The 26,888-nt window shown below is 67.4% G+C and carries 26 protein-coding genes and 1 tRNA gene; 11 read left to right on the top strand and 16 right to left on the bottom strand.

Features of this window, described 5'->3' with window-relative positions; genetic code table 11:
* The first annotated feature begins 134 nt into the window (after nt 1–134).
* Complete coding sequence (locus tag AC5P8C_RS05495; protein WP_019661693.1) at nt 135–590, top strand: Rrf2 family transcriptional regulator; 456 nt, start codon at nt 135–137, stop codon at nt 588–590.
* Nucleotides 580–1,485, top strand: a complete 906-nt coding sequence (locus AC5P8C_RS05500; RefSeq protein WP_019661692.1) for an NAD(P)/FAD-dependent oxidoreductase — start codon at nt 580–582, stop codon at nt 1,483–1,485. The genes AC5P8C_RS05495 and AC5P8C_RS05500 overlap by 11 nt, the downstream gene beginning before the upstream one ends.
* A gap of 109 nt (nt 1,486–1,594) precedes the next feature.
* Here AC5P8C_RS05500 and AC5P8C_RS05505 read toward each other — a convergent pair whose 3' ends face one another.
* The 4 genes from AC5P8C_RS05505 to AC5P8C_RS05520 all read right to left on the bottom strand — a co-directional run bounded on the left by AC5P8C_RS05505 (nt 1,595) and on the right by AC5P8C_RS05520 (nt 6,025).
* Nucleotides 1,595–2,815 carry an RtcB family protein gene (locus AC5P8C_RS05505; RefSeq protein ID WP_495218417.1) on the bottom strand — a complete coding sequence of 407 codons (1,221 nt, stop codon included), beginning with the start codon at nt 2,813–2,815 and terminating at the stop codon, nt 1,595–1,597.
* A 56-nt stretch (nt 2,816–2,871) separates the two neighbouring features.
* Nucleotides 2,872–3,996, bottom strand: coding sequence for a slipin family protein (locus tag AC5P8C_RS05510; protein ID WP_019661690.1), 1,125 nt, complete (start codon nt 3,994–3,996; stop codon nt 2,872–2,874).
* A 354-nt stretch (nt 3,997–4,350) separates the two neighbouring features.
* A tRNA-Gln gene (locus tag AC5P8C_RS05515) sits at nt 4,351–4,422 on the bottom strand.
* A gap of 646 nt (nt 4,423–5,068) precedes the next feature.
* Complete coding sequence (locus tag AC5P8C_RS05520; RefSeq protein ID WP_233653567.1) at nt 5,069–6,025, bottom strand: aldo/keto reductase; 957 nt, start codon at nt 6,023–6,025, stop codon at nt 5,069–5,071.
* 169 nt (nt 6,026–6,194) lie between these two features.
* Here AC5P8C_RS05520 and AC5P8C_RS05525 point away from each other — a divergent pair, with 169 nt between their 5' ends.
* From AC5P8C_RS05525 to AC5P8C_RS05535, 3 genes are all read left to right on the top strand, one after another.
* A complete protein-coding gene (locus AC5P8C_RS05525) occupies nt 6,195–7,052 on the top strand; it encodes a class I SAM-dependent methyltransferase (protein WP_164144057.1) in 858 nt (285 codons plus the stop codon).
* A gap of 111 nt (nt 7,053–7,163) precedes the next feature.
* Nucleotides 7,164–7,415: a hypothetical protein gene (locus AC5P8C_RS05530; RefSeq protein WP_224329425.1), complete on the top strand. Its 252-nt coding sequence runs from the start codon at nt 7,164–7,166 to the stop codon at nt 7,413–7,415.
* Nucleotides 7,416–7,522: 107 nt separating this feature from the next.
* Nucleotides 7,523–8,062, top strand: coding sequence for a pseudouridine synthase (locus AC5P8C_RS05535; RefSeq protein ID WP_164144069.1), 540 nt, complete (start codon nt 7,523–7,525; stop codon nt 8,060–8,062).
* Nucleotides 8,063–8,152: 90 nt separating this feature from the next.
* Here AC5P8C_RS05535 and AC5P8C_RS05540 read toward each other — a convergent pair whose 3' ends face one another.
* Nucleotides 8,153–8,542 carry a hypothetical protein gene (locus AC5P8C_RS05540; RefSeq protein ID WP_019661686.1) on the bottom strand — a complete coding sequence of 130 codons (390 nt, stop codon included), beginning with the start codon at nt 8,540–8,542 and terminating at the stop codon, nt 8,153–8,155.
* A gap of 120 nt (nt 8,543–8,662) precedes the next feature.
* On the bottom strand, nt 8,663–11,167 hold the full coding sequence (gene hrpB / locus AC5P8C_RS05545; RefSeq protein WP_495218418.1) for an ATP-dependent helicase HrpB: 2,505 nt from the start codon (nt 11,165–11,167) through the stop codon (nt 8,663–8,665).
* 67 nt (nt 11,168–11,234) lie between these two features.
* Between hrpB and AC5P8C_RS05550 the strand changes: the two genes are divergently transcribed.
* A complete protein-coding gene (locus tag AC5P8C_RS05550) occupies nt 11,235–12,032 on the top strand; it encodes a TatD family hydrolase (protein WP_026347219.1) in 798 nt (265 codons plus the stop codon).
* A 78-nt stretch (nt 12,033–12,110) separates the two neighbouring features.
* On the opposite strand, the gene AC5P8C_RS05555 is transcribed toward AC5P8C_RS05550, so the two are convergent.
* From AC5P8C_RS05555 to AC5P8C_RS05570, 4 genes are all read right to left on the bottom strand, one after another.
* The gene (locus AC5P8C_RS05555; protein ID WP_019661683.1) at nt 12,111–13,004 is read right to left on the bottom strand and encodes a Rossmann-fold NAD(P)-binding domain-containing protein; all 894 of its coding nucleotides are present in this window, start codon (nt 13,002–13,004) and stop codon (nt 12,111–12,113) included.
* 29 nt (nt 13,005–13,033) lie between these two features.
* Nucleotides 13,034–13,972, bottom strand: coding sequence for a 2-dehydropantoate 2-reductase (gene panE, locus AC5P8C_RS05560; RefSeq protein WP_019661682.1), 939 nt, complete (start codon nt 13,970–13,972; stop codon nt 13,034–13,036).
* 381 nt (nt 13,973–14,353) lie between these two features.
* Entirely contained in the window at nt 14,354–15,145 is a 792-nt protein-coding gene (locus tag AC5P8C_RS05565; protein WP_005411568.1) for an ABC transporter permease, read from the bottom strand.
* Complete coding sequence (locus AC5P8C_RS05570; protein ID WP_019661681.1) at nt 15,142–16,110, bottom strand: ABC transporter ATP-binding protein; 969 nt, start codon at nt 16,108–16,110, stop codon at nt 15,142–15,144. Before AC5P8C_RS05570 ends, AC5P8C_RS05565 begins: the two co-directional genes overlap by 4 nt.
* A gap of 84 nt (nt 16,111–16,194) precedes the next feature.
* Here AC5P8C_RS05570 and AC5P8C_RS05575 point away from each other — a divergent pair, with 84 nt between their 5' ends.
* Nucleotides 16,195–16,944 carry a ferredoxin--NADP reductase gene (locus AC5P8C_RS05575; protein ID WP_019661680.1) on the top strand — a complete coding sequence of 250 codons (750 nt, stop codon included), beginning with the start codon at nt 16,195–16,197 and terminating at the stop codon, nt 16,942–16,944.
* A gap of 113 nt (nt 16,945–17,057) precedes the next feature.
* Here AC5P8C_RS05575 and AC5P8C_RS05580 read toward each other — a convergent pair whose 3' ends face one another.
* The 3 genes from AC5P8C_RS05580 to AC5P8C_RS05590 all read right to left on the bottom strand — a co-directional run bounded on the left by AC5P8C_RS05580 (nt 17,058) and on the right by AC5P8C_RS05590 (nt 20,300).
* A complete protein-coding gene (locus AC5P8C_RS05580) occupies nt 17,058–18,230 on the bottom strand; it encodes a lytic polysaccharide monooxygenase (protein ID WP_495218419.1) in 1,173 nt (390 codons plus the stop codon).
* A 178-nt stretch (nt 18,231–18,408) separates the two neighbouring features.
* A complete protein-coding gene (locus AC5P8C_RS05585) occupies nt 18,409–19,581 on the bottom strand; it encodes a lytic polysaccharide monooxygenase auxiliary activity family 9 protein (protein WP_019661678.1) in 1,173 nt (390 codons plus the stop codon).
* 191 nt (nt 19,582–19,772) lie between these two features.
* Nucleotides 19,773–20,300, bottom strand: coding sequence for a DUF1203 domain-containing protein (locus AC5P8C_RS05590; protein WP_495218420.1), 528 nt, complete (start codon nt 20,298–20,300; stop codon nt 19,773–19,775).
* 296 nt (nt 20,301–20,596) lie between these two features.
* Here AC5P8C_RS05590 and AC5P8C_RS05595 point away from each other — a divergent pair, with 296 nt between their 5' ends.
* The 3 genes from AC5P8C_RS05595 to AC5P8C_RS05605 are packed head-to-tail and all read left to right on the top strand — an operon-like array spanning nt 20,597 to nt 24,047.
* On the top strand, nt 20,597–22,123 hold the full coding sequence (locus AC5P8C_RS05595; protein WP_019661676.1) for an alpha/beta hydrolase: 1,527 nt from the start codon (nt 20,597–20,599) through the stop codon (nt 22,121–22,123).
* Nucleotides 22,120–22,866, top strand: coding sequence for an ABC transporter ATP-binding protein (locus AC5P8C_RS05600; protein WP_019661675.1), 747 nt, complete (start codon nt 22,120–22,122; stop codon nt 22,864–22,866). The genes AC5P8C_RS05595 and AC5P8C_RS05600 overlap by 4 nt, the downstream gene beginning before the upstream one ends.
* Nucleotides 22,863–24,047: an ABC transporter permease gene (locus AC5P8C_RS05605; protein WP_019661674.1), complete on the top strand. Its 1,185-nt coding sequence runs from the start codon at nt 22,863–22,865 to the stop codon at nt 24,045–24,047. The genes AC5P8C_RS05600 and AC5P8C_RS05605 overlap by 4 nt, the downstream gene beginning before the upstream one ends.
* A gap of 72 nt (nt 24,048–24,119) precedes the next feature.
* Here AC5P8C_RS05605 and AC5P8C_RS05610 read toward each other — a convergent pair whose 3' ends face one another.
* On the bottom strand, nt 24,120–24,545 hold the full coding sequence (locus AC5P8C_RS05610; RefSeq protein WP_026347217.1) for a DUF7832 domain-containing protein: 426 nt from the start codon (nt 24,543–24,545) through the stop codon (nt 24,120–24,122).
* Nucleotides 24,546–24,612: 67 nt separating this feature from the next.
* Nucleotides 24,613–25,398: a helix-turn-helix domain-containing protein gene (locus tag AC5P8C_RS05615; RefSeq protein WP_019661672.1), complete on the bottom strand. Its 786-nt coding sequence runs from the start codon at nt 25,396–25,398 to the stop codon at nt 24,613–24,615.
* A 78-nt stretch (nt 25,399–25,476) separates the two neighbouring features.
* Here AC5P8C_RS05615 and AC5P8C_RS05620 point away from each other — a divergent pair, with 78 nt between their 5' ends.
* Nucleotides 25,477–25,731: a hypothetical protein gene (locus AC5P8C_RS05620; RefSeq protein ID WP_049442042.1), complete on the top strand. Its 255-nt coding sequence runs from the start codon at nt 25,477–25,479 to the stop codon at nt 25,729–25,731.
* A gap of 83 nt (nt 25,732–25,814) precedes the next feature.
* Here AC5P8C_RS05620 and AC5P8C_RS05625 read toward each other — a convergent pair whose 3' ends face one another.
* Nucleotides 25,815–26,816: an energy transducer TonB gene (locus AC5P8C_RS05625; RefSeq protein ID WP_019661670.1), complete on the bottom strand. Its 1,002-nt coding sequence runs from the start codon at nt 26,814–26,816 to the stop codon at nt 25,815–25,817.
* Nucleotides 26,817–26,888 lie beyond the last annotated feature (72 nt).

The raw sequence follows: 26,888 nt of genomic DNA on the forward strand, positions 1-26,888 counted from the left end.
CGTCTGAAGTGCGACGCTCATCACATTACCGTTTCGTTTAGTGATGTGAAGGAGATGTTTCATAGGACAAATGTGTCCATATGGAACGAAAGAAGACCCTCGACAGAGAATTTAAATGTAACTATCGTTGTTACATGAAATCCGCAAATCCACTGTCCGACGCCCTGCATGTGATGGCGCACCTGGTCGGCCATGCCGCCCCGCGTACGTCCGAGCAGCTGGCGTCCTGCCTGCCGACGCATCCGGTGGTGATCCGTCGCCTGCTGGCACAGCTGCACAAGGCCGGCCTGGTGCGCAGCACCCGCGGCCACGGCGGCGGCAGCCTGCTGGCACGCGACGCCGCGGCGATCACCCTGCATGACATCTACCTGGCGGTGGGCGCACCACCGCTGGTCCAGGTCGGCGCACGCGACTCCGGCGGTGGCTGCCCGATCCAGCGGCTGGTCAACAGCGCCTTGCTCGATGGGGCGCGCGAAGCGCAGCGCCTGCTCGAAGCGCGGCTGCAGGCGACCACGCTGGACCAGCTTGGCGCCGACTTCGCCCGCCATCTCGCCCATCACCGTTCCCTGGAAGGTCACCATGAATCCTGATGTGCTCATCGTCGGCGGCAGCTATGCCGGCATTGCCGCCGGCCTGATCCTGGCCCGTGCCCGTCGCCCGGTCACCGTCATCGACGCAGGTTCGCCGCGCAACCGTTTCGCCAGTCATTCGCACGGGGTGCTCGGGCTGGATGGCATCAGTGGCGCCGAGCTGCTGAAGACGGCGCGCCAGCAGCTGCTGGACTACCCCACGGTGCGTTGGGTGCATGCCGAAGCCGTGCAGGCCACCGCCCGCGCCGAAGGCGTGGAAGTGCGTACCGCCGATGGCCAGGTGCTGGCCGCGCGCAAGCTGCTGCTCGCCAGCGGCATCGCCGACCAGTTGCCGGCGTTGCCGGGTCTCGCCGAGCGCTGGGGCAGCACCGTGCTGCACTGCCCGTACTGTCATGGCTATGAAGTGGGTGGTGGTGCCATTGGCCTGCTTGGCGGTCATCCGATGTCCGCCAGCAAGGCGCCGCTGTTCGCCGACTGGGGCAATGTCACGTTCTTCAGCATGGGACTGGACATCACGGATGAGGAACGCGCCGCCATGCAGCAGCGCGGCGTGCAGATCGAGACGTCACCCGTGCTGGGCGTGCAGGGCGACCAGCCGACCTGGCTGGAAGTGGAGCTGGCCGACGGCCGCCGAATCGCCCAGCGTGCGTTGTTCGTGCCGGCCACCCAGGCGATGGCCACGCCATTGGTGCAGCAGCTGGGCTGCACGTTGGTCGAGAGCCCGCTGGGCGTGCTGATCGAGGTCGATGCGATGAAGCAGACCTCGGTGCCGAACGTGTATGCCGCAGGCGATGCGACGACGGTCGGCAACATCACCCTGGCCATGGCCGAAGGCGTGCGCGCGGGCATCGGCGTGCACCACGCGCTGGTGGCCGAAGACAGCATCGCGCGCTGAACGTTGCACAGGTAGAGGCCGACCTTGGTCGGCGCTGTTCCATCCACGCATGGCGTGGATCTACTGCAATCGGGTGCGGTGGGTGCCGGCCTTGGCCGGCACCGCTCCGTTACCCCTTCACGCACAACACCTGGCGCAGGGTGTGCACTACGTCGACCAAGTCCAGCTGCGCGGCCATCACATCGTCGATCGACTTGTACGCGGCCGGTGACTCGTCCAGCACGCCGCTGTCCTTGCGGCATTCCACGTGCGCGGTGGCCTCGCGATGCTGGGCAAGCGTGATCTGCTGGCGCGCGGCGCCACGGCTCATCACCCGGCCGGCACCGTGGCTGCAGCTGTGGAAGCTGTCCGCGTTGCCCTTGCCACGCACGATGTAGCTGCGCGTGCCCATGCTGCCGGGAATGATGCCCAGCTCACCCTCGCGAGCGCTGACGGCCCCCTTCCGGGTCACCAGCAGCTCCTGCCCGTGGTGCGTTTCCTTCTGTACATAGTTGTGGTGGCAGTTCACCGCCATTGCCGCCAGCTGGAACTTCGGCAGCCGGTGGCGCATCTCGGCCAGCACGCGCGACATCATCGCCTCGCGGTTCTGCCGGGCGTAGTCCTGCGCCCACGACACGGCTTCGACGTAGTCATCGAACAGCGGCTCGCCTTCCATGAAGAACGCCAGGTCCTTGTCCGGCAGGTGGAAGCCCAGCACGCGCCGGGCCAGTTCCTCGCGCGCCTTCTCGATGAAGTAGGTACCGATCAGGTTGCCGGTGCCGCGCGAGCCGCTGTGCAGCATCACCCACACCGTATCCGTCTCGTCCAGGCACAGTTCGATGAAGTGGTTGCCGCCGCCCAGCGTACCCAGCTGGCGGTCCAGCTTATCGGTGCGGATCCTGCGGTGCTTTTCCTTGATCTTCTCCAGGCCGTCGGCCAGCCCGGACTGCACCAGCCGCGTGTGAATGCTGTCGGGCATGCGGTGATGCTCGCCGCCGCGTCCGTTGCCGACCGGAATGCTGCGCTCGATGCTGTTGCGCAGCTGCCGCAGGTCGTCGGGCAGGTCGTTGGCGCGCAGCGTGGTGCGCACCGCCGCCATGCCGCAGCCGATGTCAACGCCGACCGCGGCCGGGATGATCGCACCGCGGGTCGGGATCACCGAGCCGACGGTCGCGCCCTTGCCCAGGTGCACGTCCGGCATCACGGCCACCCACGGCCCGACGAACGGGATCGCGGCGATGTTGCGCAGCTGCTCATGCGCCTGCGCTTCCAGCGGCACACCGTTGACCCAGCCCTTGATCGGCGTGGTGCCCTCGACGTGCAGCCATTGATAGTTGTGTTGAGTGTCCATGTCTTCGTGTATGTCCTTGATGGGCCGGCGGCGCGTCCCTGCGCCGCCGCTACCCCCTACCTGATCGTCACCAGCTGCTTCAGCACGCCATCCAGGCCGCCGAACACGGTGAGCGTGTCGATCTTCTCGGTGACCTTCTCCAGTGCCTCCAGCTCCTTCAAGCGCATCAGCACCGGGTTGTCCTCGATCAGCTTTGCGGTGTTGAGCTGTGATCGCGTGGCGTTGGCCTCCTCGCGGCGACGGATCACGCTGGCCTGGGCCTGCTTCTCGGCCAGCACCACGCCGTTGAGGATCTCCTTCATCTCGCCCGGCAGGATCACGTCCTTGATGCCGACGCCGAGCAACCGCACGCCGTGGCCCTCGATTGCCGCCTGCACATGTGAGGCGATCTCGCCGTCCAGCGCCGCCTTGTCGCCCAGCAGCTCGTCCAGGCTGCGCGCGGCAATCGCCTGGCGCAGGCCGAACTGCAGCTGCCGGTAGACGAACTCATCGCCATTGCTGAGCGTGCGGTGTGCACGCACCGGGTCGACCACCTGCACGGTCGCGGCCAGGTTCACCCGCAGGGTGACCTTGTCGCGGCTGAGCAGTTCCTGGCCGGACACGTCCAGCGAACGTGCACGCAGTTCCACGCGCTCCACCGACACGTTGCCGTTGAAGTTCCAGAACGCGTGCAGGCCGGCGTCCAGCGTCTGCCGCAGCGTGCCATCGATGAACAGCAGGCCCACCGACTCGCTCGGCACGGTGCTGATCACCGCCACACGCGGCAGCACGCCCAATTGACCCAGCCGCTGCTGCACGTCGGCCGGAATGCGCGGCTCGTCACCCAACGCCATTACCTGCACCTGGGTATCGACCGAACCGCGCCAGTACAGACGGCGGCTGCCCGGCGGCAGGACTTCATCGATGCGGCCGTTGCGCAGCAACAGGCCGACCTCGGTGGCACCGACGTTGGCCAGCACGAAGTGGGTGTCCAGCTGTGCGCCCAGCGCTTCGATCAGGCTGTCCTGGTCGCTGCCGGTGTAGGCCGCGCCCTTCGATGCGGTGTGGATGTCCACGTGCGGACGGCCGCCGAACGGCGACAGGCGGTGCACGCCCGGCAGCAGGATCTGCTGGAAACGACGGTTGCGATACACCAGGCCGCGCTCGCCGTCGCCGATCACGACCTTGATGGTCCAGAACATGGGAGTCTCTCCTTGTATGGCTCTGGTGATTCGACCCGATGGAATGAATGCCATGACCCGGGTCGAACCGGTCGTGGCAGGACAGGCGGCACACGCTGTGCCGCCTGCGGAAGAGGGCGGCCATCGGCGGATGGTCCGCGCGCGGGGCCATCGGTGCACCGGCAGTGCTGCCATCGTCGTTCCCGGCAGGCAGCACCGGGGCGGAACGTGGCTGGCAGTGGCGGCGGGCCGGGGCCCGGCGTGCGGTCCGTTGCCTTCCAGGCCCCGCCCGAAGGCGATGGCGGTGGACGGCGACGATGGCTGCTGGGGCTTGCGCCCCGGGTGTTGCTTCAAGTCATGACGTGACAGGTCATGTGGTTGGAGTGGGAGTCGAACCCACGACAGACGGAATCAGGATCCGTTGCTCTGACCAAGCTGAGCTATCCAGTTGGGGACCGCGCGGAATCGAACCGCGTACCGGCGAACCGGCGCCTGCCTCCAGCAGGCGATCCAGGCGATGGCATGTCCGCGACCTCCGGCATACGCCACGGCAACGCCGCGCGCACCAGCCCGTGGTGGAAACGGGACCGTTGGAGAATCGAGGGTGCAGGCCACCGACATTATCGGCGAGCGATAATGTTTGGGTGCGATGCAGATAATGTCCAGGCGCTGCCGGTCGCGCGAAGTAAATCCTTCGGCGGGGCGGGAAAAGCCTGGGTCAGTGAGCGGCGGGTTGCCGCGCGGGGTGCAGTTCTGGCATCGCGGGTCCTTGTGCCGACGCAAACGAAAACGCCCCCGGGACTTGCGTTCCGAGGGCGTCGTCAGGCCTCGGAGATCGGGGTGGCCGATCTCCGCAGGGCGGATATCAGGCCGTTGTCAGCTGGTCTTCCTTGCCGAACGCGCGCGCCAGCACGTCCATGCGCAGGCATGGCAGTAGTTTGGCGGTGGCGACGGAGTGCGCGTTCAAGGGAGTTTTCCAGTGGTTGTTGAAACGAGGTGCGCACGATAAACCACGATTTAGTCGCGCGCAACCATTTTGTTCAATTATTTTCTTCGCTGTTGTGCAATGCCGGCCAGCGGCCGGCACTACAACTCAGGCTTCCGCGCTGGCGGCATCCAGCTGCGCGACGTCCTGCACGCTCAACGACAGGTTGGCCGCTGCCAGCAGATCGTGCAGCTGTTCGACGCTGGTGGCGCTGACGATCGGCGCAGTGATCGACGGCCGCGCGATCTGCCACGCCAGCGCGATCTGTGCGGCGCTGGCGCCGTGCTTGCTGGCCACGTCATCCAGCGCCTGCAGGATGCGCAGGCCGCGCGGGTTCAGATAGCGCTTCACTACGTTCTCGCCACGCGCCGGGCTCTTGGCCGCATCGGCCGGCGCGCGGTACTTGCCGCTGAGGAAGCCGCTGGCCAGCGCGTAGTAGCCGATCACGCCGATCTGTTCGCGCTGCACCAGCGGTTCCAGTTCCTTTTCGTAGCCGGCGCGGTCATACAGGTTGTACTCCGGCTGCAGCGTTTCGTAACGCGGCAGCCTGTAGTCGGTGGACACCTTCAGCGCATCGGCCAGGCGCGTGGCACTGTAGTTGGAAGCACCGATCGCACGCACCTTGCCAGCTTCGATCAACCGGCCGAACGCAGCCAGGGTCGCTTCCAGCGGCGTCGACTCGTCATCCTCGTGGGCCTGGTACAGATCGATCACGTCGGTCTGCAGGCGGCGCAGCGAATCCTCGACCGCCGAATTGATGTTGTCCGGGGTCAGGCCGGGGCGTTCGGCCCACTTGGCCACCTTGGTCGCCAGCACCACCTTGTCGCGCTTGCCGCTGCGCGCGAACCATTTGCCGATCAGCGTTTCCGATTCGCCGCCGGCGTTGCCCGGCACCCAGGCCGAATACACATCGGCGGTGTCGACCAGGTTGAAGCCGGCGTCGACGAAGGCATCGAGCAGGGCGAAGCTGGCCTTTTCATCGGCGCTCCAGCCGAACACGTTGCCACCGAAGGCGAGCGGACGTACATGCAGGCCGGAACGGCCCAGTTCGCGGGTTGCCGTCATGGGCACGGACTCCTTGGGGGAAGTGCTCCAGAATAGAACGCGTAGTGTGACCGTGCTGCGGCGGTGACCACAAAACAGTGTTCCGCGCCGCGCACGCCGCTAACGTTTTGTGAACACCTGGGACGCCGCGGCTGCTAGTCTCGCCGCATCTTCCGTTGGAGTCGTCCCGATGATGCCCTCTTCGTCCCTGCGTGGTTGCCGCCTGCTGCTTGCCTCCGCCCTGCTTGCCGCTGTTCCCGCGTTCGCCGCACCGGCCACGGTGGTGCCGGCGAAGATCCAGGTGTCGCCGGCCATCGATGCGGCGGTGAAGGCGTCGACCCGTGATGCCAACAACGTCAAGCGCGATGGCTTCCGTCATCCGGCGCAGACGCTGTCGTTCTTCAAGGTGGCACCGGAAAAGACCGTCATCGAGATCACCCCCGGCAACGGCTGGTACTCGGAGATCCTGGCGCCGCTGTTGCACGACAAGGGCCACTACGTTGCTGCGGTGGTCGATCCGATGGCGGTGCCCGAAGGCCGCGGCCGTGACTACCAGCAGCGCAGCCGCGACAGCCTGGAGAAGAAGTACGCCGGTGCGCCGGCACAGTTCGGCAAGACTGCCGTGGTCGCCTACGATCCGGCCAAGCCGGTGTTCGGCCCGGCCAATTCAGCCGATGTGGTGCTGACCTTCCGCAACGTGCACAACTGGCGCAAGGCCGGCCAGGCGCAGGGCATGTTCCAGGGCTTCTTCAACGTGCTCAAGCCGGGCGGCGTGCTGGGCGTGGTCGAGCATCGTGCCAAGGCCGACGTAGCCGACGATGATGACACCGGCTATGTCGGCCAGCAGCAGGTGATCGCGATGGCCGAGGCGGCTGGTTTCAAGCTGGATGCACGCAGCGAGGTCAACGCCAACCCGCGCGACACCAAGGACCACCCGAACGGCGTGTGGACGCTGCCGCCGACCAACCAGCACGACAAGGCCGATGATGCGAAGTACCAGGCGATCGGTGAAAGCGACCGCATGACCCTGCGCTTCATCAAGCCGTAGCGGGCGGCGCCGGGCTGCGCCCGGTGAGCGCTGCGGCGTCACAATGGACGTAACGTGTATCCGCCGGGCGTGGCCCGGCCCTGCTGCCAATGGAGTGGACAGTTGAAGAAGGTGTTCTATATCGCTGTTGCAGTGCTGGTGTTGGCGCGGCTGATTGACTTCGTGTTCTACGGTGGCCATGCCTACGACCTGGTGGCGACCGTGGGGTTTGCCGTGCTGTTTGCCGGTGCGCTGCTGGAGGAGCGTGCGCGTGCCATGAATCCGCCGCCGGTTCGCCTGCGGCGCCGGGCCAATGTCATCGCGGCGTGCGGCATCGCACTGGTGCTGGGCTCTTTCCTGCTGGAGTGGAAGGTCTTCGGTTGATCGCGCCGCAGCCTCGGCCGGCGTGATGCCCGGCAGCACCGGGCCCGCGCTCGGCCGAGGTTGCGCGGCATGGGACAATGCTGCACCTGCCGCCCGTCGTGCCCGCAATGCTGATCGCCTTCAACAAGCCCTTCAACGTGCTCTGCCAGTTCACCGACCGCAGCGTACCGCCGCGGCCGACGCTGGCCGGGTTCGGCCTGCCGCCGCGCGTGTATGCCGCCGGTCGCCTGGACCATGACAGCGAAGGCCTGCTGCTGCTGACGGATAACGGTACGCTGGCGCACAAGCTGACCGACCCCAGGCATAAGGCCGACAAGACCTACTGGGTGCAGGTGGAAGGCACCCCCAGCGATGAGCAGCTGCAACGGCTGCGCGATGGGGTGGAGCTGAATGACGGACCGACCCTGCCGGCGAAGATCGAGCGCCTCGATCCGTCCCCGTCGCTGTGGACACGCGATCCGCCGGTGCGCTTCCGCAAGACCGTGCCCGACAGTTGGCTGGCGATCACGATCCGCGAGGGCCGCAACCGCCAGGTGCGGCGGATGACCGCGGCGGTGAACCTGCCGACGCTGCGGCTGGTCCGCGTGTCGATGGGACCCTACCGCCTGGACGACCTGCAGCCGGGGCAGTGGCGGCAGATCGGCTGAAACAGGAAGGGCCGGATACCCTACGGTATCCGGCCCTCATAGCGGGCTGATGGGCTCAGTTCCTGCGGAAGGAAGCCGACCCCGGCAGACTCAGGCGTCGCTGCCGATATCGCTGTGCTCGTCCACCACGGTGTCGTTGCGGCGGTCACGCGCATTGATGCGCTGCGCCTGGCCATTCACCACGTGGCCGTTGGCGGCCTTCTTCTTCTGCTGCTTGCGGTACAGCGCATAGCCGAGCAGGCCGACACCCACCGCAGCGGCGGCAATGGTCACCGCCGGGTTGCGCCGGGCGAACTTGGTGGCCACCTTGCCACCGGTCTTGACGGCGCCCAGCGCCGCGCCGGTCTTGATCCAGTCACTGGCCTGCGGCCCAAGGTGGCGCAGGCTGCCACCGGCACTCTTCAGGCCGTCGCCGGCGCTGTGGGCCAGGTCCAGGGCGCGCTCCAGAGCGCGGTCGGTGATTACGGTCAGCTTGCTCATGCGGGGGTCCTTTGCCTCGGGTCGAAGTCCAGTGTCGCGTGTTGTCCGTAAACGGTATGTCAGTCGAGGTGGCACGCGGTGTGACTTTACCGCAGCCATTCAGGATCAGGCAGGGTCCGGCTACGTCCCGCGCGGCTTGGCCCGATGCGTGGCCGTGGCCGTCCACGGGTCATCCGGCCACGGATGGCGCGGGTAACGGCCCTTCATTTCCTTTTTCACCTCGGCGTAGGTGCTTTCCCAGAAGTTGCGCAGGTCCTGGGTGACCTGCAGCGGGCGGCCGCCGGGGGAGAGCAGGTGCAGGGTCAGCGGCACGCGGCCATCGGCGATGCGCGGCGTGTCGGCCAGGCCGAACAGTTCCTGCAGCTTCACCGCCAGCACCGGCGGCAGCGGTTCGCCGCTCTCGCTGTCCAGCGCATAGGTGATCGGCCGCTCCAGTCCGGACGGCACGGTGATGCGGGTCGGCGCATGACGCTCGACCAACTGCCGTTGTGACCACTCCAGTGGCGATTTCAGCGCCTCGCCGAAGCTGGATTCATCCAGCGCATCCAGTCGCGTCCTGCCGGCGAACGCGGGCTGCAGCCATTGTGCGCGCGTGGCCAGCAGGGCATCGTCGCTGCAGTCGGGCAGGCCGAGCTCCGGCATCCAGCGTCGAAGCGATTCCACCCGCGCCTGCCACTGGTGCAGGCTCTCGGTCCACGGCAGGGCCTGCAACCCGAGTTCGGTCACCGCGTCGGTCAGTGCCTGCGCGGCGTGCTGTGGATCGACCCGGCCGGCCGAGCGGCTGTCCAGCACTATGCGGTCGAAACGGGTCTCGCGCAGCGCAACCAGGGCGCGGCGTTCGCTGTCCCAACGCACTACGTCTTCGGTGACGAAGCGCTCCGGCCACGCATGGCGCAGAGCACTTTCATCTACCGGTGCGGCACGCAGCAACAACGCATCGCGCGCCTCGAAGCGCAGTTCGCTGGCCACCAGCCACGGCTCGCCGCGCAGGTCGCTCAGCTCGTGCAGGCGCGCGCTGCGGCCATTGGCCAGGAGGTAGCGCAATGGATCGCTGGGATGCTGGACGCCAATCCGGTCTGGGAAGGCGTGCGCGAGCAGGTCGCCCAGCTCATGGGCCTCGATGCTGGCCGGCGGCGTGGCTTCGCAGCGCAGGCGGCGACGCCACTGCCTGGCGGCGGCATCGATGGCGGCCAGCCCGCTGCGGTTGGCATCGCCCGGTATGCGGCCATTGCGGAACGCAGCCAGTGCGCGCCAGCGGCTCGCCAGCGCGTCACCGCCCTGGCGCAGCGGGTCGCGCGCTTCCAGCAGGGCGGCCAGATCGGTGGCCAGCGCCTGCGCGCGGGCATCGGGCGCTGCCAGCAGCATCGCCGCCATCCGCGGGTGCGTACCCAGCGCCAGTACACGGCGCCCGAGTGCGGTGATCGCGCCCGAGTCCGACAGTGCACCCAGGCGTTGCAGCAGTTCGCGCGCCGCACCCATCGGGCCGGCCGGTGGCGGGTCGAGGAAGCGCAGGTCGCTGCTGCCCCACGCGGCCAGTTCCAGCGCCAGTCCGGCCAGTTCCACTTGGTCGATCTCGGCGCGGCGCTGCGGCTCCAATCGCTGCGACTGCGGCCACAGCCGCCAGGCCACGCCTTCGGCCACGCGACCGGCGCGACCGGCGCGCTGGTCGGCCGACGCCTGGGCGATGGACACCACGTCCAGCCGGGTGAAGCCGCTGTTGGGGTCGTAGCGCGGTTCGCGCGCCTGGCCGCTGTCGATCACCACGCGCACGCCGGGCAGGGTCACCGACGACTCGGCCACGTTGGTCGCCAGCACCACGCGACGGCGGCCATCGCTGGCCATCTGCAGCACGCGCGCCTGTTGTTCCACCGGCAGCTCGCCATGCAGCGCCAGCACCTCGACGTTGCCATCGAGTGACTCCTGCAGGCCGGCCTGGACGCGCGCGATCTCGCGCTGGCCGGGCAGGAACACCAGCAGGTCACCGGGGTGATCGGCCAGGGCCTGCTGCACCGCGCGGCGCACCTGCAGTTCCAGCGTCTCATCGCGGCGCGCCGGGAAATGGCTGACCGTCACCGGGTAGCTGCGGCCCTCGCTGCTCAGCCGCGGCGCATCGAGGAAGCGTGCCAGGCGCTCGCCATCCAGCGTGGCCGACATCACTACCAGGCGCAAGTCATCGCGCAGCTGCGCCTGCACGTCCAGCGCCAGCGCCAGGCCGAGGTCACCGCTGAGATGGCGCTCGTGGAATTCGTCGAACAGGATCGCACCGACCTCTTCCAGCATCGGGTCCTCCTGCAGCATGCGGGTCAGGATGCCTTCGGTGACGACTTCAATGCGCGTACGCGCCGAAACCTTGTTCTCGAAGCGGATACGGTAGCCGACCGTGCCACCGACCTCCTCGCCCAGCTGCCGTGCCATGAACAGCGCGGCGCTGCGTGCGGCGACCCGGCGCGGCTCCAGCAGGATGATTTTCCGGCCTTGCAGCCATGGCGCTTCGAGCAGGGCCAGTGGTACCTGGGTGGTCTTGCCGGCGCCGGGCGGGGCTTCCAGCACCAGCCGTGGCTGCACGGCCAGGTGCTGCTGGATCTGCGGCAGCAGCGGGAAAATCGGGAAGAGCGGGGCATTCATGGGCAAAGGATAAGGGGCCATGGCGGGCGCAGGTACAATGCGCGGGCACTTTTCCCCCGCGATGACCATGCACCTGATCGATATCGGCGCCAACCTGACCCACGACTCCTTCGACCGCGACCGCGATGCCGTGCTGGACCGCGCACGGCAGGCCGGCGTGGTGCAGATGGTCATCACCGGTGCCAGCCGCGAGCACTCGCCGCTGGCCGTGCAGCTGGCGCAGCAGCACCCGGGCTTTCTGTATGCCACCGCCGGCGTGCACCCGCATCATGCGGTGGAATACACCGAGGAATGTGATGCCGAGATGCGCGCGCTGCATGCCCACCCGGAAGTTGTGGCCGTGGGTGAGTGCGGGCTGGACTACTTCCGTGACTTCTCGCCGCGCCCGGCGCAGCACCGTGCCTTCGAGCGACAGCTGCAGCTGGCCGCTGAGAATGGAAAGCCGCTGTTCCTGCACCAGCGCGATGCGCATACCGATTTCATGGCACAGATGAAGAACTTCGAAGGCCGCATCGGCCCGGCGGTGGTGCATTGCTTCACCGGCGAACGCGACGAACTGTTCGACTACCTGGATCAGGACTGGTACATCGGCATCACCGGCTGGCTGTGTGACGAGCGCCGTGGCGCGCACCTGCGCGAACTGGTGAAGAACATCCCGGCCAACCGCCTGATGATCGAGACCGACGCACCGTACCTGCTGCCGCGCACGCTGAAGCCGATGCCGAAGGACCGCCGCAACGAACCGATGTTCCTTTCGCATATCGTGGAAGAACTGGCACGTGACCGTGGCGAGGACGTTGCAGTGACGGCGGCCAATGCGACTGCGGCGACGCGTGCGTTCTTCCGCCTGCCCGACGCCGGTTGATCCGTAGAGCCGAGCCCATGCTCGGCTTATCGCGCGCAGCGCGAAAGACGCAAAGAGCAGCCGAGCATGGGCTCGGCTCTACAAAGCGCTGTCCGGTAGCGCCGGGCCATGCCCGGCGAGCGAAGCGGCCAGCGCCTGCAGCCCTTCCCGATACGTTGGAAACCGCGGTGCCCACCCCAGCGCCACACGCGTGCCACGGCTGTCGATGCGCTTGTTGCTCTCGTAGAAGCGCCGTAGCGTCGGGCTGAGTGCAGGGTCGTCCCACGCCACGGCAGGTGGCATCGCAAACCCGCCCAGCTTCGCGGCGAAGGCCAGCACATCCTGCGGTGGTGCCGGCTCGTCGTCGGCCGGCAGGTATAGCCCCTCCACGCACGGCCGCTGCATCGACGCGATAACGACCGTTGCCAGGTCATCCACGTGCAGGCGGTTGAACACCAGGCCAGGGCGCACCACGTGGCGTGCACGCCCCTGCGCCAACTGCAGCAACGCATTGCGCCCCGGCCCGTACAGGCCGGGCAGGCGGAACACCGCCGAAGCGATGCCACGTACCTCTGCAAGCGCACGCCATTGCGCTTCGGCACGCAGGCGCTGCACGCCGGCTGCTTCGGTGGCATCGGCTGCGCTGCGCTCGTCAACCCAGCCGCCGGCCCGATCGGCATACACCGACGTGGACGACAGATAGCCCACCCAGCGCAGTGCCGGGCTGGCCCGCAGAGCCGGCAGCAGCAGGCGCAGTGCCGGGTCGCCCGCGGCATCTGGCGGCACGCTGCACAGCACGGCCTCGGCCTGCGCGACCTCATCGAGCAGGGCGGGCGACGGTGGGGAGTCAGCGTGCAGCTGATGCCGCAGCAGGCCATCGTCCGGCGCCGACGAGGGGTTACGCACCGTGCCGACGACGTGCACGCCCCGCGCCTGCAGATGCGGGGCCAGCACGCATCCGCTCCAGCCCATACCGAGGATCAGCACCCGCATAGGCAGCGCGCTGGCCTGCAACGGGAGGCTCACGCGCCGCGCAGTGCCTGGTAGGCCTGCAGGCTGCTGTAGGCGACCTGCAGCAGCAGGGCTTCTTGGTCGGCCTTGCGTGCACGCGCCAGCATGTCGCCGACGATCTGTTCGGCCTCTACCTGCTGGCCGGCTTCCAGATCCCGCAGCATCGACGCCTTCAGTGCCGAGCCCGCCTGGGTGAGGGTGCCGCGTGCGGTGTCCTGCGCGGCATCTGGAATCGGCTCACCGGCAGCTTCGGCCACGGCCAGGCATTCGTCGTACAGGCCGCGCACGATCGCCTCGCCATCATCGGTGGCGACGATGGTGCCGATATCCGCGCGAAGCAGGCAGGTCGCGGCGGCCAGCGCGGTCAGGAAGGTGTACTTGATCCACTGTTCCTGGCCAATGTGTTCGCTCGCCAGGTGATCAAGATGGGCCTGCGCGCAGGCTGCGGCGAAGGCACGCACGCGTGCGGACGCCGCGCCGCCATCGCGCTCGCCGAAGGTGAGCTTGGCCGGCTTGCCCAGGTGCAGCACCGCACCGTCGGGGGCCTTGGTGGCGCTGATGAAGCACAGGCCGCCGAGCACGGCGTCGCGGCCGAAGCGCAGGTCCAGCGCGTTGTAGTGGTGCAGGCCGTTGAGGATCGGCAGCACGGTGGTGTTCGCGCCCACGGCTGGAGCAATGGCGTCGATCGAGCTGTCGAGGTCGTAGGCCTTGCAGCTGAGGATGACCAGGTCGAACGGCTTCTGCGCGGCCAATGCGGGCAGCGCATCGGCGGTGACGTGCTGCACCGGGAAGTTGGCATCGCCGAGCGGGCTGCGGATCACCAGGCCATCGCGGTCCAGCTGTGCGGCGCGCGCGGGGCGCACGAGGAAGGTCACGTCCACGCCGGCCTGGGCCAGGCGACCACCGAAGTAACCGCCGGTACCGCCGGCGCCGAGGATCAGGATGCGCATTGCACGTTCACCGCTTTCTGGGGGAATCAGATCTGCGATTGTGCCGGAGATTGCGGGCAAAAAAAGAGCCGAGCATCGGCTTGGCTCTACAGAGATCGCTTCATCCACGCATGGCTTGGATCCATCGTGTCGACCAAGGTCGACACCTACCAACAGCAGCGCAGAACGGCTCCCCGGCAGATCGCAGGAATTTGTCGAAGGCGGGGTGGGTCCGGTTGCGGGGGCGTGAGCGCCATGGATGGCGCGACCGAGCCTCCATGGACGGATTCACGGCGTCCCCCGCAACCGGACCCACCCCGCCATCCCCCGGATAGTCAGCTTTTGCCGTTGAAGTTGACGTTGATTCAGCGGGTGCAGGGCCGCAGGCCCTGCAGGCAAAACTCAGCTGCGCATGCCCACGCCGCGACGCAGCAGCCACAGCGCCAGCGCCGTCAGCACCACCACGAAACCGATCATCAGACCGTAGGCCACCGGCAGCGGCACATCGCTGCTGCCCAGCAGGCCATAGCGGAACGCATTGACCATGTAGAAGATCGGGTTCGCATGCGTGGCTGCTTCGGCCCAGCCCGGCAGCAGCTTCACCGAATAGAACACGCCACCCAGGTAGGTCAGCGGGGTCAAGATGAAGGTCGGCACGATCGCCACGTCATCGAACTTCTTCGCATACACCGCGTTGATGAAACCGGCCAGCGAGAAGATCGTCGCGCCCAGGATCACCGTGGTCAGCATCACCAGCGGGTGCGGGATGCGCACCGGGGTGAAGAACATCGCGATGATCAGCACGATCACGCCCACCATCAGGCCGCGCAGCACCGCGCCAGCCACATAGCCCCACAGGATCACCCAGTTCGGCATCGGGCTGACCAGCAGCTCTTCGACGTGGCGGCCGAATTTGGCGCCGAAAAACGAGGAGCTGATGTTGCCGTAGCTGTTCTGGATCACGCTCATCATCACCAGGCCCGGCACGATGAACTGCATGTAGGTGTAGCCGCCCATGTCACCCACGCGCGACCCGATCAGGTTGCCGAAGATGAGGAAGTACAGGGTCATGGTGATCGCCGGCGGCACCAGGGTCTGGCCCCAGATGCGCATGATGCGGGCGACTTCGCGGCGCACGATGGTCATCAGCGCGATGCGGTTGCGCTGGCCGTCGGTCAGCTCGGTGGTGCTCATGCGGGCTTCTCCATGTTGCCGGTGAGGCGCACGAACAGCTCCTCCAGGCGGTTGCTCTTGGTACGCATCGAACGCACGCGGATACCGGACGCGTTGAGCGTCGCAAACACGCGGTTGAGGTCCATCGCGCGTGGCATATCGATGTCCAGCGTGTGCGGGTCCGGGGCGGTCAGCGTCGCGCCCTCGATCACCGGCAGCTGCGCCGGCAGGTCACCGTCGATGTCCAGCAGGAAGCCTTCCACGTCCAGCTTGGCCAGCAGGGTGCGCATCGGCCCCTGTTCGACGATCTGGCCATGGTTGATGATCGCCAGGTGGCGGCACAGGTACTCGGCCTCTTCCAGGTAGTGCGTGGTGAGGATGATCGTGGTGCCGGCACCGTTGATCTCCTTCAGCACGCGCCACATGTCGCGGCGGATCTCGATGTCCACGCCGGCGGTCGGTTCGTCCAGGATCAGCAGGCGCGGGCGGGTCATCATCGCGCGGGCGATCATCAGCCGGCGCTTCATGCCGCCGGACAGCGTGCGGCTCATCACCTGTGCCTTTTCCCACAGGTGCGCGCGCTTCAGTTCCTCTTCGGCGCGCTGCTCGGCTTCCTCGCGCGGCACGCCATAGAAGCCGGCGTAGTTCACCAGGATGTCGAAGGGCTTCTCGAACAGGTTGAAGTTGATTTCCTGAGGCACCAGCCCGATCAGGCGCATGGTCGCGCTGCGGTTGCGCACCAGGTCGCTGCCGAACACCTCCACCTGGCCCTCGCTGAGGTTGACCAGGGAGCTGATGATGCCGATCAGGGTCGACTTGCCGGCCCCGTTGGGGCCGAGCAGGGCGAAGAAGTCGCCCGGGGCCACTTCCAGGGAAACGCCCTTCAGGGCCTGGGTGCCGTTGTCGTAGGTCTTGCGCAGGTCGCGCACGCGCAGGGCGGGCGCCGTATCGTTCTGGGATGCCAAGCTCGAAGCCTTCGCGCCCATGGGCTGGCGCTGGAGAGGGGCGGGGAGGGGCTATTATAGAAGACCCCGAGGGCTTGCCCCGGCTACACACTGTCCCGAAAAGTCGTGCCTGTTCAATTCCCCCTCAAGCTGGTCGGCTGCCGCATGCTGGCCCCGACCGTCGGCCACTACCAGTTCGTGCGTGATGATGGACAGCCACTGGATTTCCAGCCCGGCCAGTTCATCCAGGTCCATTTCAGCTATGCCGACGGCACCGAAACCAAGCGCAGCTACTCGCTGGCGACCATCCACGACCATGCGCTGGGCCCGGGCGAGGCGGTGGATATCGCGGTCAGTTTCGTGCCCGGTGGTGCTGCCACGGCCCTGTTCGAGGCACTGGAGCCGGGCGGCCAGATCAGTGCGTCCGGCCCCTATGGCCGGTTCTGCCTGAATCCCGGTGACCACAACGCCCGTTACCTGCTGATCGCCACCGGTACCGGCGTTACCCCGTACCGTTCCATGCTGCCGCTGCTGGAAAAGGCCATGGCCGAACGCGATGTGCAGATCGTGCTGCTGCAGGGCGCGCGCAGCCCGGGCGAGCTGCTGTACAGCGAAGATTTCTACAGCTTCGCCGAAAAGCACGCGAACTTCCGCTATGTTCCGTGCCTGTCGCGCGAATTGCCGGCCGAACCGCACCCGGATGTACAGCACGGCTACGTGCAGCAGGCGCTGGCCGGTTTCACGCCGGACCCGGCCACCGACATCGCCTACCTGTGCGGCAACCCGGACATGGTCGATGCCTGCGCCGAGCTGCTGAAGGCCGCCGGCCTGGGCAACCCGCAGATCCGCCGCGAGAAGTACGTCAGCAGCAAGTAAGCCAGGGTAGTGCCGGCCGCTGGCCGGCAACCCCACGAACCCTGGTAATGCCGGCCGCTGGCCGGCAATCCCGCAAATCGGAGGCGGCATCACGCCGCCCCCGGTGCCATGCCTCAGTACGCGATCCAGGCATCACGCCAAGCAAAGCCGGTGCCTGGGCGATAGGCATCGGCGTTGATGTTGCACCACGCACCTTCCGGGAACGGGCGGCAGGCGTACAGCTTGCCGTCGGTGCCCTTCACCACGGTCTCGCCCGGCTTGTAGCTGCCGAGGCCTGCCGGATACACGAAGTCGAAATCGCCACCCGGCGGATCGACCGGATCGACCGGGCCCGGACCCGGAATCTGGGTTTCCAGTTCAAAGCGATGACCCGGCTTCAGGTAGACACGGTTCTCGGTGGCGGACGCCACCGGCGTGATCACGCCGTTCTTCATCACGCCGACGCGGGCGTGCTGGGCGCTGCCATTGACCTTGCTGGCCAGCGCCATCGGCCACTGCGCCGGAGCGGTCTGGCCGGCGGCCAGGGTCACTTCCGGGCGCTCCAGATCGTTGCCGTTGGCATTGAACACGCGCAGGGTCAGCGTGGTGCCTGCCTCCAGCGCACCGCGGGCGGTGACCGGGCCGGCATCCTGCCACTGCGGCGGCGGAATCACGCCGTTGCCGGCTTCGAAGCGGACATCCATGCAGGTGTAGAACGCTTCACCCGAGTCCGAACGCTGCCAGGTGTTGTAGATGATGTGCTGGCCACTGCGCTTGGGCAGCGGGCAGTCCAGCTTGTAGGTCTTGCCGTCCACCGGCACGTTGCCCAGTGTGCAGAATTCCTGCAGGTCGGCCCAGCGCAGCGGGCTGCCCGGTTGCCAGCCATCACGGGTGACATAGAACTTCCACTCGCGGGTGGCATGCGGGGCCGGGGCATAGAACTCAAAGGTGTAGCGGCCACGCGCGTCGGCGCGGATTGGTGTTGTCGGCCAGTCGGTACGGTTCAGGTCAAGGCCGCGGTACTTGGGAATGCTGGCACTGCACAGTTCGCCATCGCGCACCAGTTCGCGATGGTTGCCATTGGCATTGCCGTGGGCAATCGCGCTCCAGTCGTAGAACGGCTGCGCGCCGCCAATGGCCTTGGCTGCGGCACAGGCCGGGTTGGTCGGGTTTTCCGGATTGCCCTCGTGGCACTGCTTCACGCGGCTGAGCGGCTTGGTCATGGTGCCGTGGGCGAAGGCGCTGCCGGACAAGGCCAGGCCGGCGACGACGGACAGTGCGAAGACTGTCCGATGGGACAGGTGCATGCAGAGACTCCTTTGCGAGGTGTGGGAAACCTCAAGGAGTCTTCACATGCGGATGCGCCGGCAACATCGGACAAGTTTGAAATCGATGGCGGCTGTGTTCGATCTGCAACACGGTGCTTACTTTGCCGTCATCCGGGCGAAAGGCGGTGCATTGTGCACCGCCTCCCGCATCACTGCCTCAGTACGCGATCCACGCATCGCGCCAGGCCGCGCCCACGCCCGGCCGGTAGGCCTCGGCATTGACGTTGCACCATGCACCCTCCGGGAACGGACGGCAGGCGTACAGCTTGCCGTCGGTGCCCTTCACCACGGTCTGGCCCGGCACATAGCCGCCGATACCGGCCGGGTACACATGGTCGAAATCACCGCCCGGCGACGGCGTGCCCGGGTCCGGCACCTTCGTGTCGAGCTGGAAGCGGTTGCCATCCTTCAGGTACACGCGGTTGGCGGTGGCCGAGGCCGTCGGCGTGATTGCACCATTGGCCAGCACGCCCACGCGCGCATGCTGGGCACTGGCATTGACCTTGCGGGCCAGCGCCAAGGGCCATTGCGCGGCCGAGGTCTGGCCGCTGGCCAGCGTCGCTTCCACACGTTCGACATCGTTGCCGCTGGCATTGAACACGCGCAGTGCCAGCGTCGTACCGACCGGCAATTCACCGCGGGCGGTGACCGGGCCGGCATCCTGCCATTGCGGTGCCGGCGTCGTACCACCGCCGCCGCCTTCAAAGCGCACGTCCATGCAGGTGTAGAACGCCTCGGTCGAATCCGAGCGCTGCCAGGTGTTGTAGATCACATGCTGGCCGCTGCGCTGCGGCAGCGTGCACTGCAGCTTGTAGGTGCCATCGGCAGAGAGCGGTGTATTGCCCAGCGTGCAGAACTCCTGCAGGTCGGCCCAGCGCAACGGGCTGCCCGGTTGCCAGCCGTCGCGGGTGACGAAGAAGCGCCAGTCGCGCGTGGCGTGCGGCGCCGTTGCCTTGAACACGAAGGTGAACCTGCCATTGGCATCGGCGTGGATCGGCGTGGTCTGCCAGTCACTGCGGTTCACGTCCAGGCCGCGGAAGGTCGGGTTGTTGCCGCTGCACAGCTTGCCGTCGGGCACCACGGCCTGATGGTTGCCGTTGGCGTTGGCCTGGTTGATGCCGTTCCAGTCGTAGAACGCCTGTGAACCGCCAATCGCTTTTGCAGCGGCACAGGCCGGGTTGGTCGGATTCTCGGGATTGCCCTGGAAGCAGGCATAGACGCGGCTGACCGGCGTGGTCATCGTGCCGTGGGCGAACGCGTTGCCGGCCAGGCACAGGCCCGCAGCGGCGAACGAGGTGGCCAGCAACAGCGGTGTGGATCGGAATGACATGGCGCATCCTTGTGGTCGTCGAAAGGGAACGGTGACCGCAGGCGCTGCGCTGGGCGGCGGACTTTCGGCGGCACCAGGGCGAGTATCGAGTCGCACTGCAGGCGGCGGAACCATCGCAGTGCCGATCCGTGACTGCGCATGTGAAGCCCTTCCCGCAGGCTTCACGCAGGGCTGAACGGATGCGCTGGACGTCACGTGACCGGCGTGGCATCGATCACGTCATGGAGATCACGCGACGCAGTCCCGGTACCTACCCGATCTGCCTGGCACGAGAAACAGCCATGCGCGGCGTTGTGCAGCTGGACGAACGCCACCGACGGGTCGGCAAACAGTGCATCCAGGTGGTCGGCCACCTCGGTGCCCGCACAGACCTGGGCACCGCACATCAGCGCGGCGTGGTCATAGGCACGCATCGAGATCACCCGGCGCTGCACATACGGGGGTACCTCGCCCGGCGGCAGGACGCAACGGGTCACGCCGCGCTGCACGAAGATCGGGCCGGCGGCGCGGTACGGCGAATGCAGCGGCAGGTGGACGTGGGACAGCAGGAGCAGCTCGCTGCCAGGCGCGGGATCGCTCAGGCTGATCCGGCAGGGATGCCCGCCGTTGGCGCCGGCCCAGCGACGCTGGATGCCGAGCGCAGCGAGCGCGCAGTCGCTCATCTCGAACAGGTGCAGGAAGGGGCGATGGTCGATGCCACCGAGGTACCTCGTGTGCATGGGTGTCTCCTGGGTCTGCGGCGGATTCTGCGCGTGCGCCGGCGGCCGTGCTCGCCGTTTTCAGACCCCGCATCGCCGTCAGGCCGGGGCACTGGCCCGTGGGGCGCTGCGGGTCGCCGCCGATGCCGCCCTGTGCCGACCAAGGCCGAGGGGCAGGACCGTCCGGTCTGCGCGCCGTTGGCGGCGGATTCGTCATTGCCCATCGCCGTCGGCGCGCTGCCCGTGTAAGTTGAGTCACATCTTCCGCGGCAGCCCGTCGTGGTTGCCAGGAACGTCTTCCAGGGGAAACGAGCACGATGCAAAGACACCTCCTCGCGCTGGCCGGGATGCTGGCCAGCCTGATGCTTGCCGGTTGCAGCCAGCCGCCGTCACCCGGCGCCGAGGGTGCCACTGACGCACCCGGCCGCCGCTTCGGCACGATCGATTTCCAGCCCTGCACGCTGTCCACGGTAGGTGCGAGCGCCAACGTGGAGGCGCAGTGCGCCACCCTGCAGGTGCCGGAGGACCGGGCCCAGCCTGACGGTCGCCGGATCGGCCTGCGTATCGCCTGGCTGGAATCGGGCAGCAGCGGCGCCAGCCAGCCGGATCCGGTGTTCTTCCTGGCCGGCGGCCCCGGCCAGGCGGCCAGCGAGGTGGCGGTCATCGTCGATACTGCACTGCGCCAGGTGCGCAAACAGCGCGACGTGTTCCTGATCGACCAGCGCGGCACTGGCGGTTCCAGCCCGCTCAGCTGCCTGGGCGCGGACGGGAAGGAGCTGCCGATGGATGAGGATGCCGCGCCTTCCGAGGCATCGCTGCGCGACTACGCCCAGCGCTGTGCCGCATCGCTGCAGGGGCGTGCCGATGCGCGCTTCTACACCACCACCGAGGCGATCGCCGATCTGGATGCGGTGCGTGCGGCGCTCGGTGTGGACCAGCTCAACCTGGTTGGCGGCTCCTACGGTACCCGCGTGGCCCAGCGCTATGCGGGCACCTATCCACAGCACACCCGCAGCATCGTCATCGATGGCGTGGTGCCGAATGAGCTGGTGGTGGGCGGCGATTTCGCCAGGACATTCGAGGACGCGATCGCCCTGCAGTCGGCGCAGTGCCGCAAGGACGTTACCTGCAGCAAGCGCTTCCCGACCGATACCCGTGCGCAGCTGCGCAGCGTGGTCGAGACCCTGCGCCGTGCACCGGTTCCGGTCGAGTATCGCGACCCCGGCACCTACGGGACCCGGAAGGATGTGCTGACACCGGACAGCGTGGTGGGCCTGGCTTTTGCGTTTTCCTACGTACCCCAGTACGCCTCATTGCTGCCGCTGGTTCTTGATGAAGCCGCGCACGGCCGCTACGCGCCGCTCGCCTCGCTGGCACGCGGTGCGAACCGCAGCATGGATTTCCAGATCAACCGCGGGATGCATTGGTCGGTGATCTGTAGCGAAGATGCGCCGCGCTACCACGCGCCGGCCGAGGATCCCGAGCGGCTGTTTGGCAACGAGGTGGCCAGTGCATTCTTCGCGGCCTGCCCGGTGTGGCCGCACCGTCCGGCACCGGCAGCCAATGCCGTGCCGCTGCGCAGTGACGTACCGGCGCTGCTGTTGTCTGGTGAACTGGACCCGGTGACCCCGCCGCGCTATGCCGAGCAGGTCCTCAAGGGCCTGCCCAATGGACGCGCGCTGGTCGCCCGTGGCCAGGGCCACGGCACGCTGACCGCCGGCTGCATGCCGCGCCTGCTCGGCCAGTTCATCGACACGACCGATGCCAAGGCGCTGGACGCCGGCTGCCTGGATACGCTGAGCTACGTGCCGGCGTTCACCTCGTTCAACGGATGGGAACCATGATCGTCGCCGACAACCTGCACAAGGCCTTCGACACCCGCACCGGCCGTATCCAGGCAGTGTCCAACGTCGGCTTCCGCGCCGAGGATGGCCGCATCACCGGCCTGCTGGGGCCCAATGGTGCCGGCAAGACCACCACCATGCGCATGCTGTACACGCTGATGACGCCCGATCAGGGCAGCATCACTGTCGACGGCATCGATGCGGCGCGCAATCCGGTGGAGGTGCGTCGCCACCTCGGCGTGCTGCCTGATGCGCGTGGCGTCTACAAGCGCCTGACTGCGCGCGAGAACATCGCCTACTTCGGCGAACTGCATGGCCTGTCGGCCGAGCGCATCCGCGAACGCATCGAGGTGCTGTCGCACGCGCTGGACATGGGGGACATCCTCGACCGCCAGACCGATGGCTTCTCGCAGGGCCAGCGCACCAAGACCGCGATTGCCCGCGCGCTGGTGCACGACCCTCGCAACGTCATTCTCGATGAACCGACCAACGGCCTGGACGTGATGACCACGCGCGCGCTGCGCCGCTTCCTGCTGGGCCTGCGCGAAGAGGGTCGCTGCGTGATCCTGTCCAGCCACATCATGCAGGAGGTGGCCGCGCTGTGCGATCACATCGTGATCATCGCCAAGGGCACGGTGATGGCCGCCGGCAGCGCCGACGAACTGCGTGCGCAGGCCGCCGAATCCAACCTGGAAGATGCGTTCGTGAAACTGATCGGCAGCGAAGAGGGCCTGCACGCATGAGCATGATGTCGACCCTGATGACGGTGATGCGCAAGGAGCTGCGTGACCTGTCGCGTGACCGCCGCACGCTGCTTCTGACCCTGCTGTTCGGGCCACTGCTGTACCCGGTGCTGCTGCTGGGCATGGGCAAGCTGGCCGAGAGCCGGGTGCGCACCCAGATCGAACAACCGCTGCAGATTCCGACCATCGGTGCGGACAACGCGCCGAACCTGGTGCGCTTCCTCGCCGCGCAGGGGCTGAACACCGCACCGGCACCGAAGGACCTGGCCGAGGCCATCCGCACCCAGGACATCGATGTGGCGCTGCGCATCAGCGATGAGTTCGGCAAGGACTGGGCCGAGGGCAAGCCAGCGCTGGTGGAGGTGATCAAGGACAGCACGCGTCGCGCGGCCGAAGTACCCAGTGCACGCCTGGAGGCGGCGCTGGCCACCTACAACGGCCAGGTCGGTGCCTTGCGCCTGATGGCACGCGGCATCGACGCACAGGTGGCACGCCCGCTGGACGTGGCGCGCCAGGACCTGGCCAGTGCCGAGGCCAAGCGCGGCATGATCCTGTCGATGCTGCTGCCGGTACTGCTGACGCTGACCTCGTTCATCGGTGGCGCCTACCTGGTGATGGACGCCACGGCCGGCGAGCGCGAGCGGCAGTCACTGGAACCCTTGCTGGCCACGCCGGGCTCGCGCAGTGCGATCGTCAGCGGCAAGATCGCCGCCGCCTGCGTGGTCGGTTTCGTGTCGCTGCTGCTGACCCTGGTCGCGTTCAAGGTGAGCGCGCAGATCGCCCCCGGCAACATCGGCCGCCAGTTCAACATGAACGTCGGCTCGATGCTGCAGATGCTGCTGGTGATGTTGCCGATGCTGCTGATCGGCACCTCGCTGCTGACCTTCCTGTCGGCTGCGGCCAAGAGCATGAAGGAAGCGCAGAGCCACATGACCTGGCTGATGCTGCTGCCGATGCTGCCTGGCTACGCCCTGGTGGCCTATCCGCTGAAGAGCGAGATGTGGCAGTACGCCGTGCCGTTCCTGTCGCAGAACCAGATGCTGCTGAAGGTGATCCGCCACGAGACCATCACCCCGACGGTCTGGGCGATCTACCTCGGTGCCAGCCTCGGCCTGGCCGCTATGCTGTGGTTCGCCGCTGTGCGCCGCTACCACAACGAGCGCCTGGCCATCTCTGGCTGACCGCCACGGGTAGCGCCGGGCCATGCCCGGCGGATATGAAACGAGGCCCGGTCATTCCGGGCCTCGTTGTTTTCAGGATTGTGCTGCCTGCCAAGCGGCGAAGCGCTGGGCGATCACCGGTGCCAGTCGATCGAAGTTTTCCCAGGTATCGGCGACGTGGTACAGCGAAGGAAGATCGTCTGCCAGCAATTCGATGTAGTCATCGGGATACAGGCAGTCATCCGCTTGGTAGTACTCCAGCGTGAATGCATTCGCCTCATCGTTGATCATTTCATCAAGGAACTTGCCATCACACACCAGCAGGAACTGACCGGGTGTCATTGCACGCCGGGTCAAGGCTCCCAGCTCCTCCTGCATGTCATCCAACAGCTCTTCGCCCGCCATCCCCCGTAGCAGCAGCCACGCCAGATACATTCCGATGTGGGTAGCGCCTGCCTCAGGGGAGAGATCGGCAGGGAAGTCGCCGTCAGAGTGCCAGCTGGCGTCGTCGTACTTCATATGGGTGCGTCTATGGACCAACGGGCAGGTTAGGTCGCGAAGATATACAGCGCGAGTGTTGATTGCGTCACTCCACGCTATACCGCGCAGGCGTCACACCCATCTCGCGCTTGAACACGGCGATGAACGAACTGGGCGTGTCGTAGCCCATTGACAGCGCAACGCTGATCACGGGTTCGCCTGCCAGCAGGCGTGGCAGTGACAGCAGCACGCGCAGGCGCTGCCGCCACTGGCTCAAGGTCATGCCAGTTTCGGCCTGCCAACGGCGGGCGAGACTGCGGCTGGACAGTCCGCTGGTGGCTGCCCACGCTTCGACGCTGCGAAGGTCGTCCGGCGACCGTGCCAGCGCCGCCGCGATCCGCCGCAACCGTCGATCCTGCGGTTGTGGCAGGGCAAGTGGCAAGGGAGTGCTGGCACGGATCTCATCGGCGATGACGCCGGCCAAGCGTGCCTGCGCAGCGTCCAGTGCCTGATGCGGCCAGCGCAGTGCCCGCGTCACCGCCGCCTGCAACAGCACATCGGGTTGGAAAATGCGGGGCAGCGGCGGCAGATCCAGGCCGGCATCGGCGCGGACGTACAGGCTCCAGCCATCGAATGCGTCTGCCCCTACCAGGGCGTGGGGCAGCAAGGGCGGTATCCAGGCAACATGCCCCGCCGGCAGCAGCCAGTGCAGGTCGCCGGCCTCGATCCGCAGCAGGCCGTGGTGGGCACCCAGCAACTGGCCGCGCACGTGCTGGTGGCGCGCGGTGCGCCGCCTTCCGGGCACGCGCAGCTGGCCGGCCAGCACGATGGGGCCGTCGTCGGCGTCCGCCAATGCCGGATCAATCAAGCCGGTCGGTGTCTGATCTGCCATATCCATTGGCAGTTATACGGCAGAAGCGCCGATCCGCGCGCGCCACACTGGGCGCCCATTCCAACACGAGCCGCCCCGATGCAGCCCCAAGACATCCTTCCCGACCACCAGAACGAGGTACAGGTAAACGGGCTCACCGTGCGCAAGGGCAGCGTGGGCGCCTTCCTCGCCAGCGTCCGTGACTGGCAGGACCCCGCCAGCGATGACGCCACCCGCGCCACCGCCGAAGCAGATCTGCGTGGGCTGCTGCCGGGCCTGCATGCGCTGGGCCTGTTCCAGGTGCTGGCCGCGCGCGATCCGGCACTGCAACGCCTGATTGACAGCCTCTCCTGAAGCGGACACGGCCCGGAGATGCCGGGCCGTGTGGTCATTTTGGGGCGGAAACGACTTAATCCCCTCCGTCCCCTTTTCTGCGGTCAGCCGCCTGGCGCGAACACCAGGGTGCGGCGGGTGGTGACCGGCGCGCTGACCGGCTCGAAGCGCCAGCGCTTGACTGCGTTCAGGGCTTCGCGGTCGAAGGTGCGGCCGGAGGTTGCGCGCAGCACGCGGGCGTTGACCACCGAGCCGTCGGTACCGACCGTGATCTCCACCAGCACTTCGCCCGACGTTCCCGAACGCAGTGCCTCGGCCGGATAGCGCGGCGCCGGCGTACTGATCGGGCGCAGGGTGGGCGCGGCGGCAGCCGCGGCCTGGCGCGCCGCGCTGGCCTGCTGGGCCGCGGCCTGCTGCTGCTTCTGTTCGGCTTCGCGGCGTGCGGCGGCCTGGCGCTCGGCTTCCTGGCGTTCGTTGTCGCGGCGTGCGGCGTCCTGCTGGGCAGCGATCTGCTTGGCCGCGTCGGCTTCCTTGGCGCGTTGTTCGGCCAGGCGCTGCTGTTCGATCTGCTGCTTGCTGCGCTCCTCGGCGTCCTTCTTTGCCTTCTCCGCTTCGGTCTCGGTGCGCTTGGCCGCGTTTTCCACGCCCTTGGACAGACCGTCCTTCAGGCGCGGCAGGGCGGGCGCGGAGGCATCCACCTTCTCGATCAGTGCCACCAGGCGCTGTGCTTCGGTGTAGTCCTCGCGGCCCAGGTGCTGCTCGGCGGCGATCAGGGTGTAGGGCAGCAGGTCGGTCAGCGCGCTCTTCACCGAGGCGTCGTCCGGGGTCTTGTCGCGCAGGGCGAGGTAGTACTCGATGGCATTGTCGCCGGCCGGCGCGTACATGCGGTTCTCGCGCAGGGCCTGGCTGGCCGACTCACGCAGCTGCTCGGTGCCCATCGACTGCACCTTGGCGGCGACCACCGGTGCGGCCGGTGCAGCGGCGGTGGGGGCGGCGGCCGGAGCCGGTGCTGCGGATTCTTCCTTGCCCGAGCAGGCGGCCAGCGCCAGTGCCAAAGCAACCGGCAGCCACCGGCGCGCGGCGGTGATCGTTGAGACGTGCGACATCCTGCTCCCCTCTAGAAGACGACGTGACGTAAATCATTGATATGCATGGCCGGGACCCGTGGTCCAGGCGCG

The organism is Stenotrophomonas sp. YJH_SMC_46, from assembly GCF_059370315.1.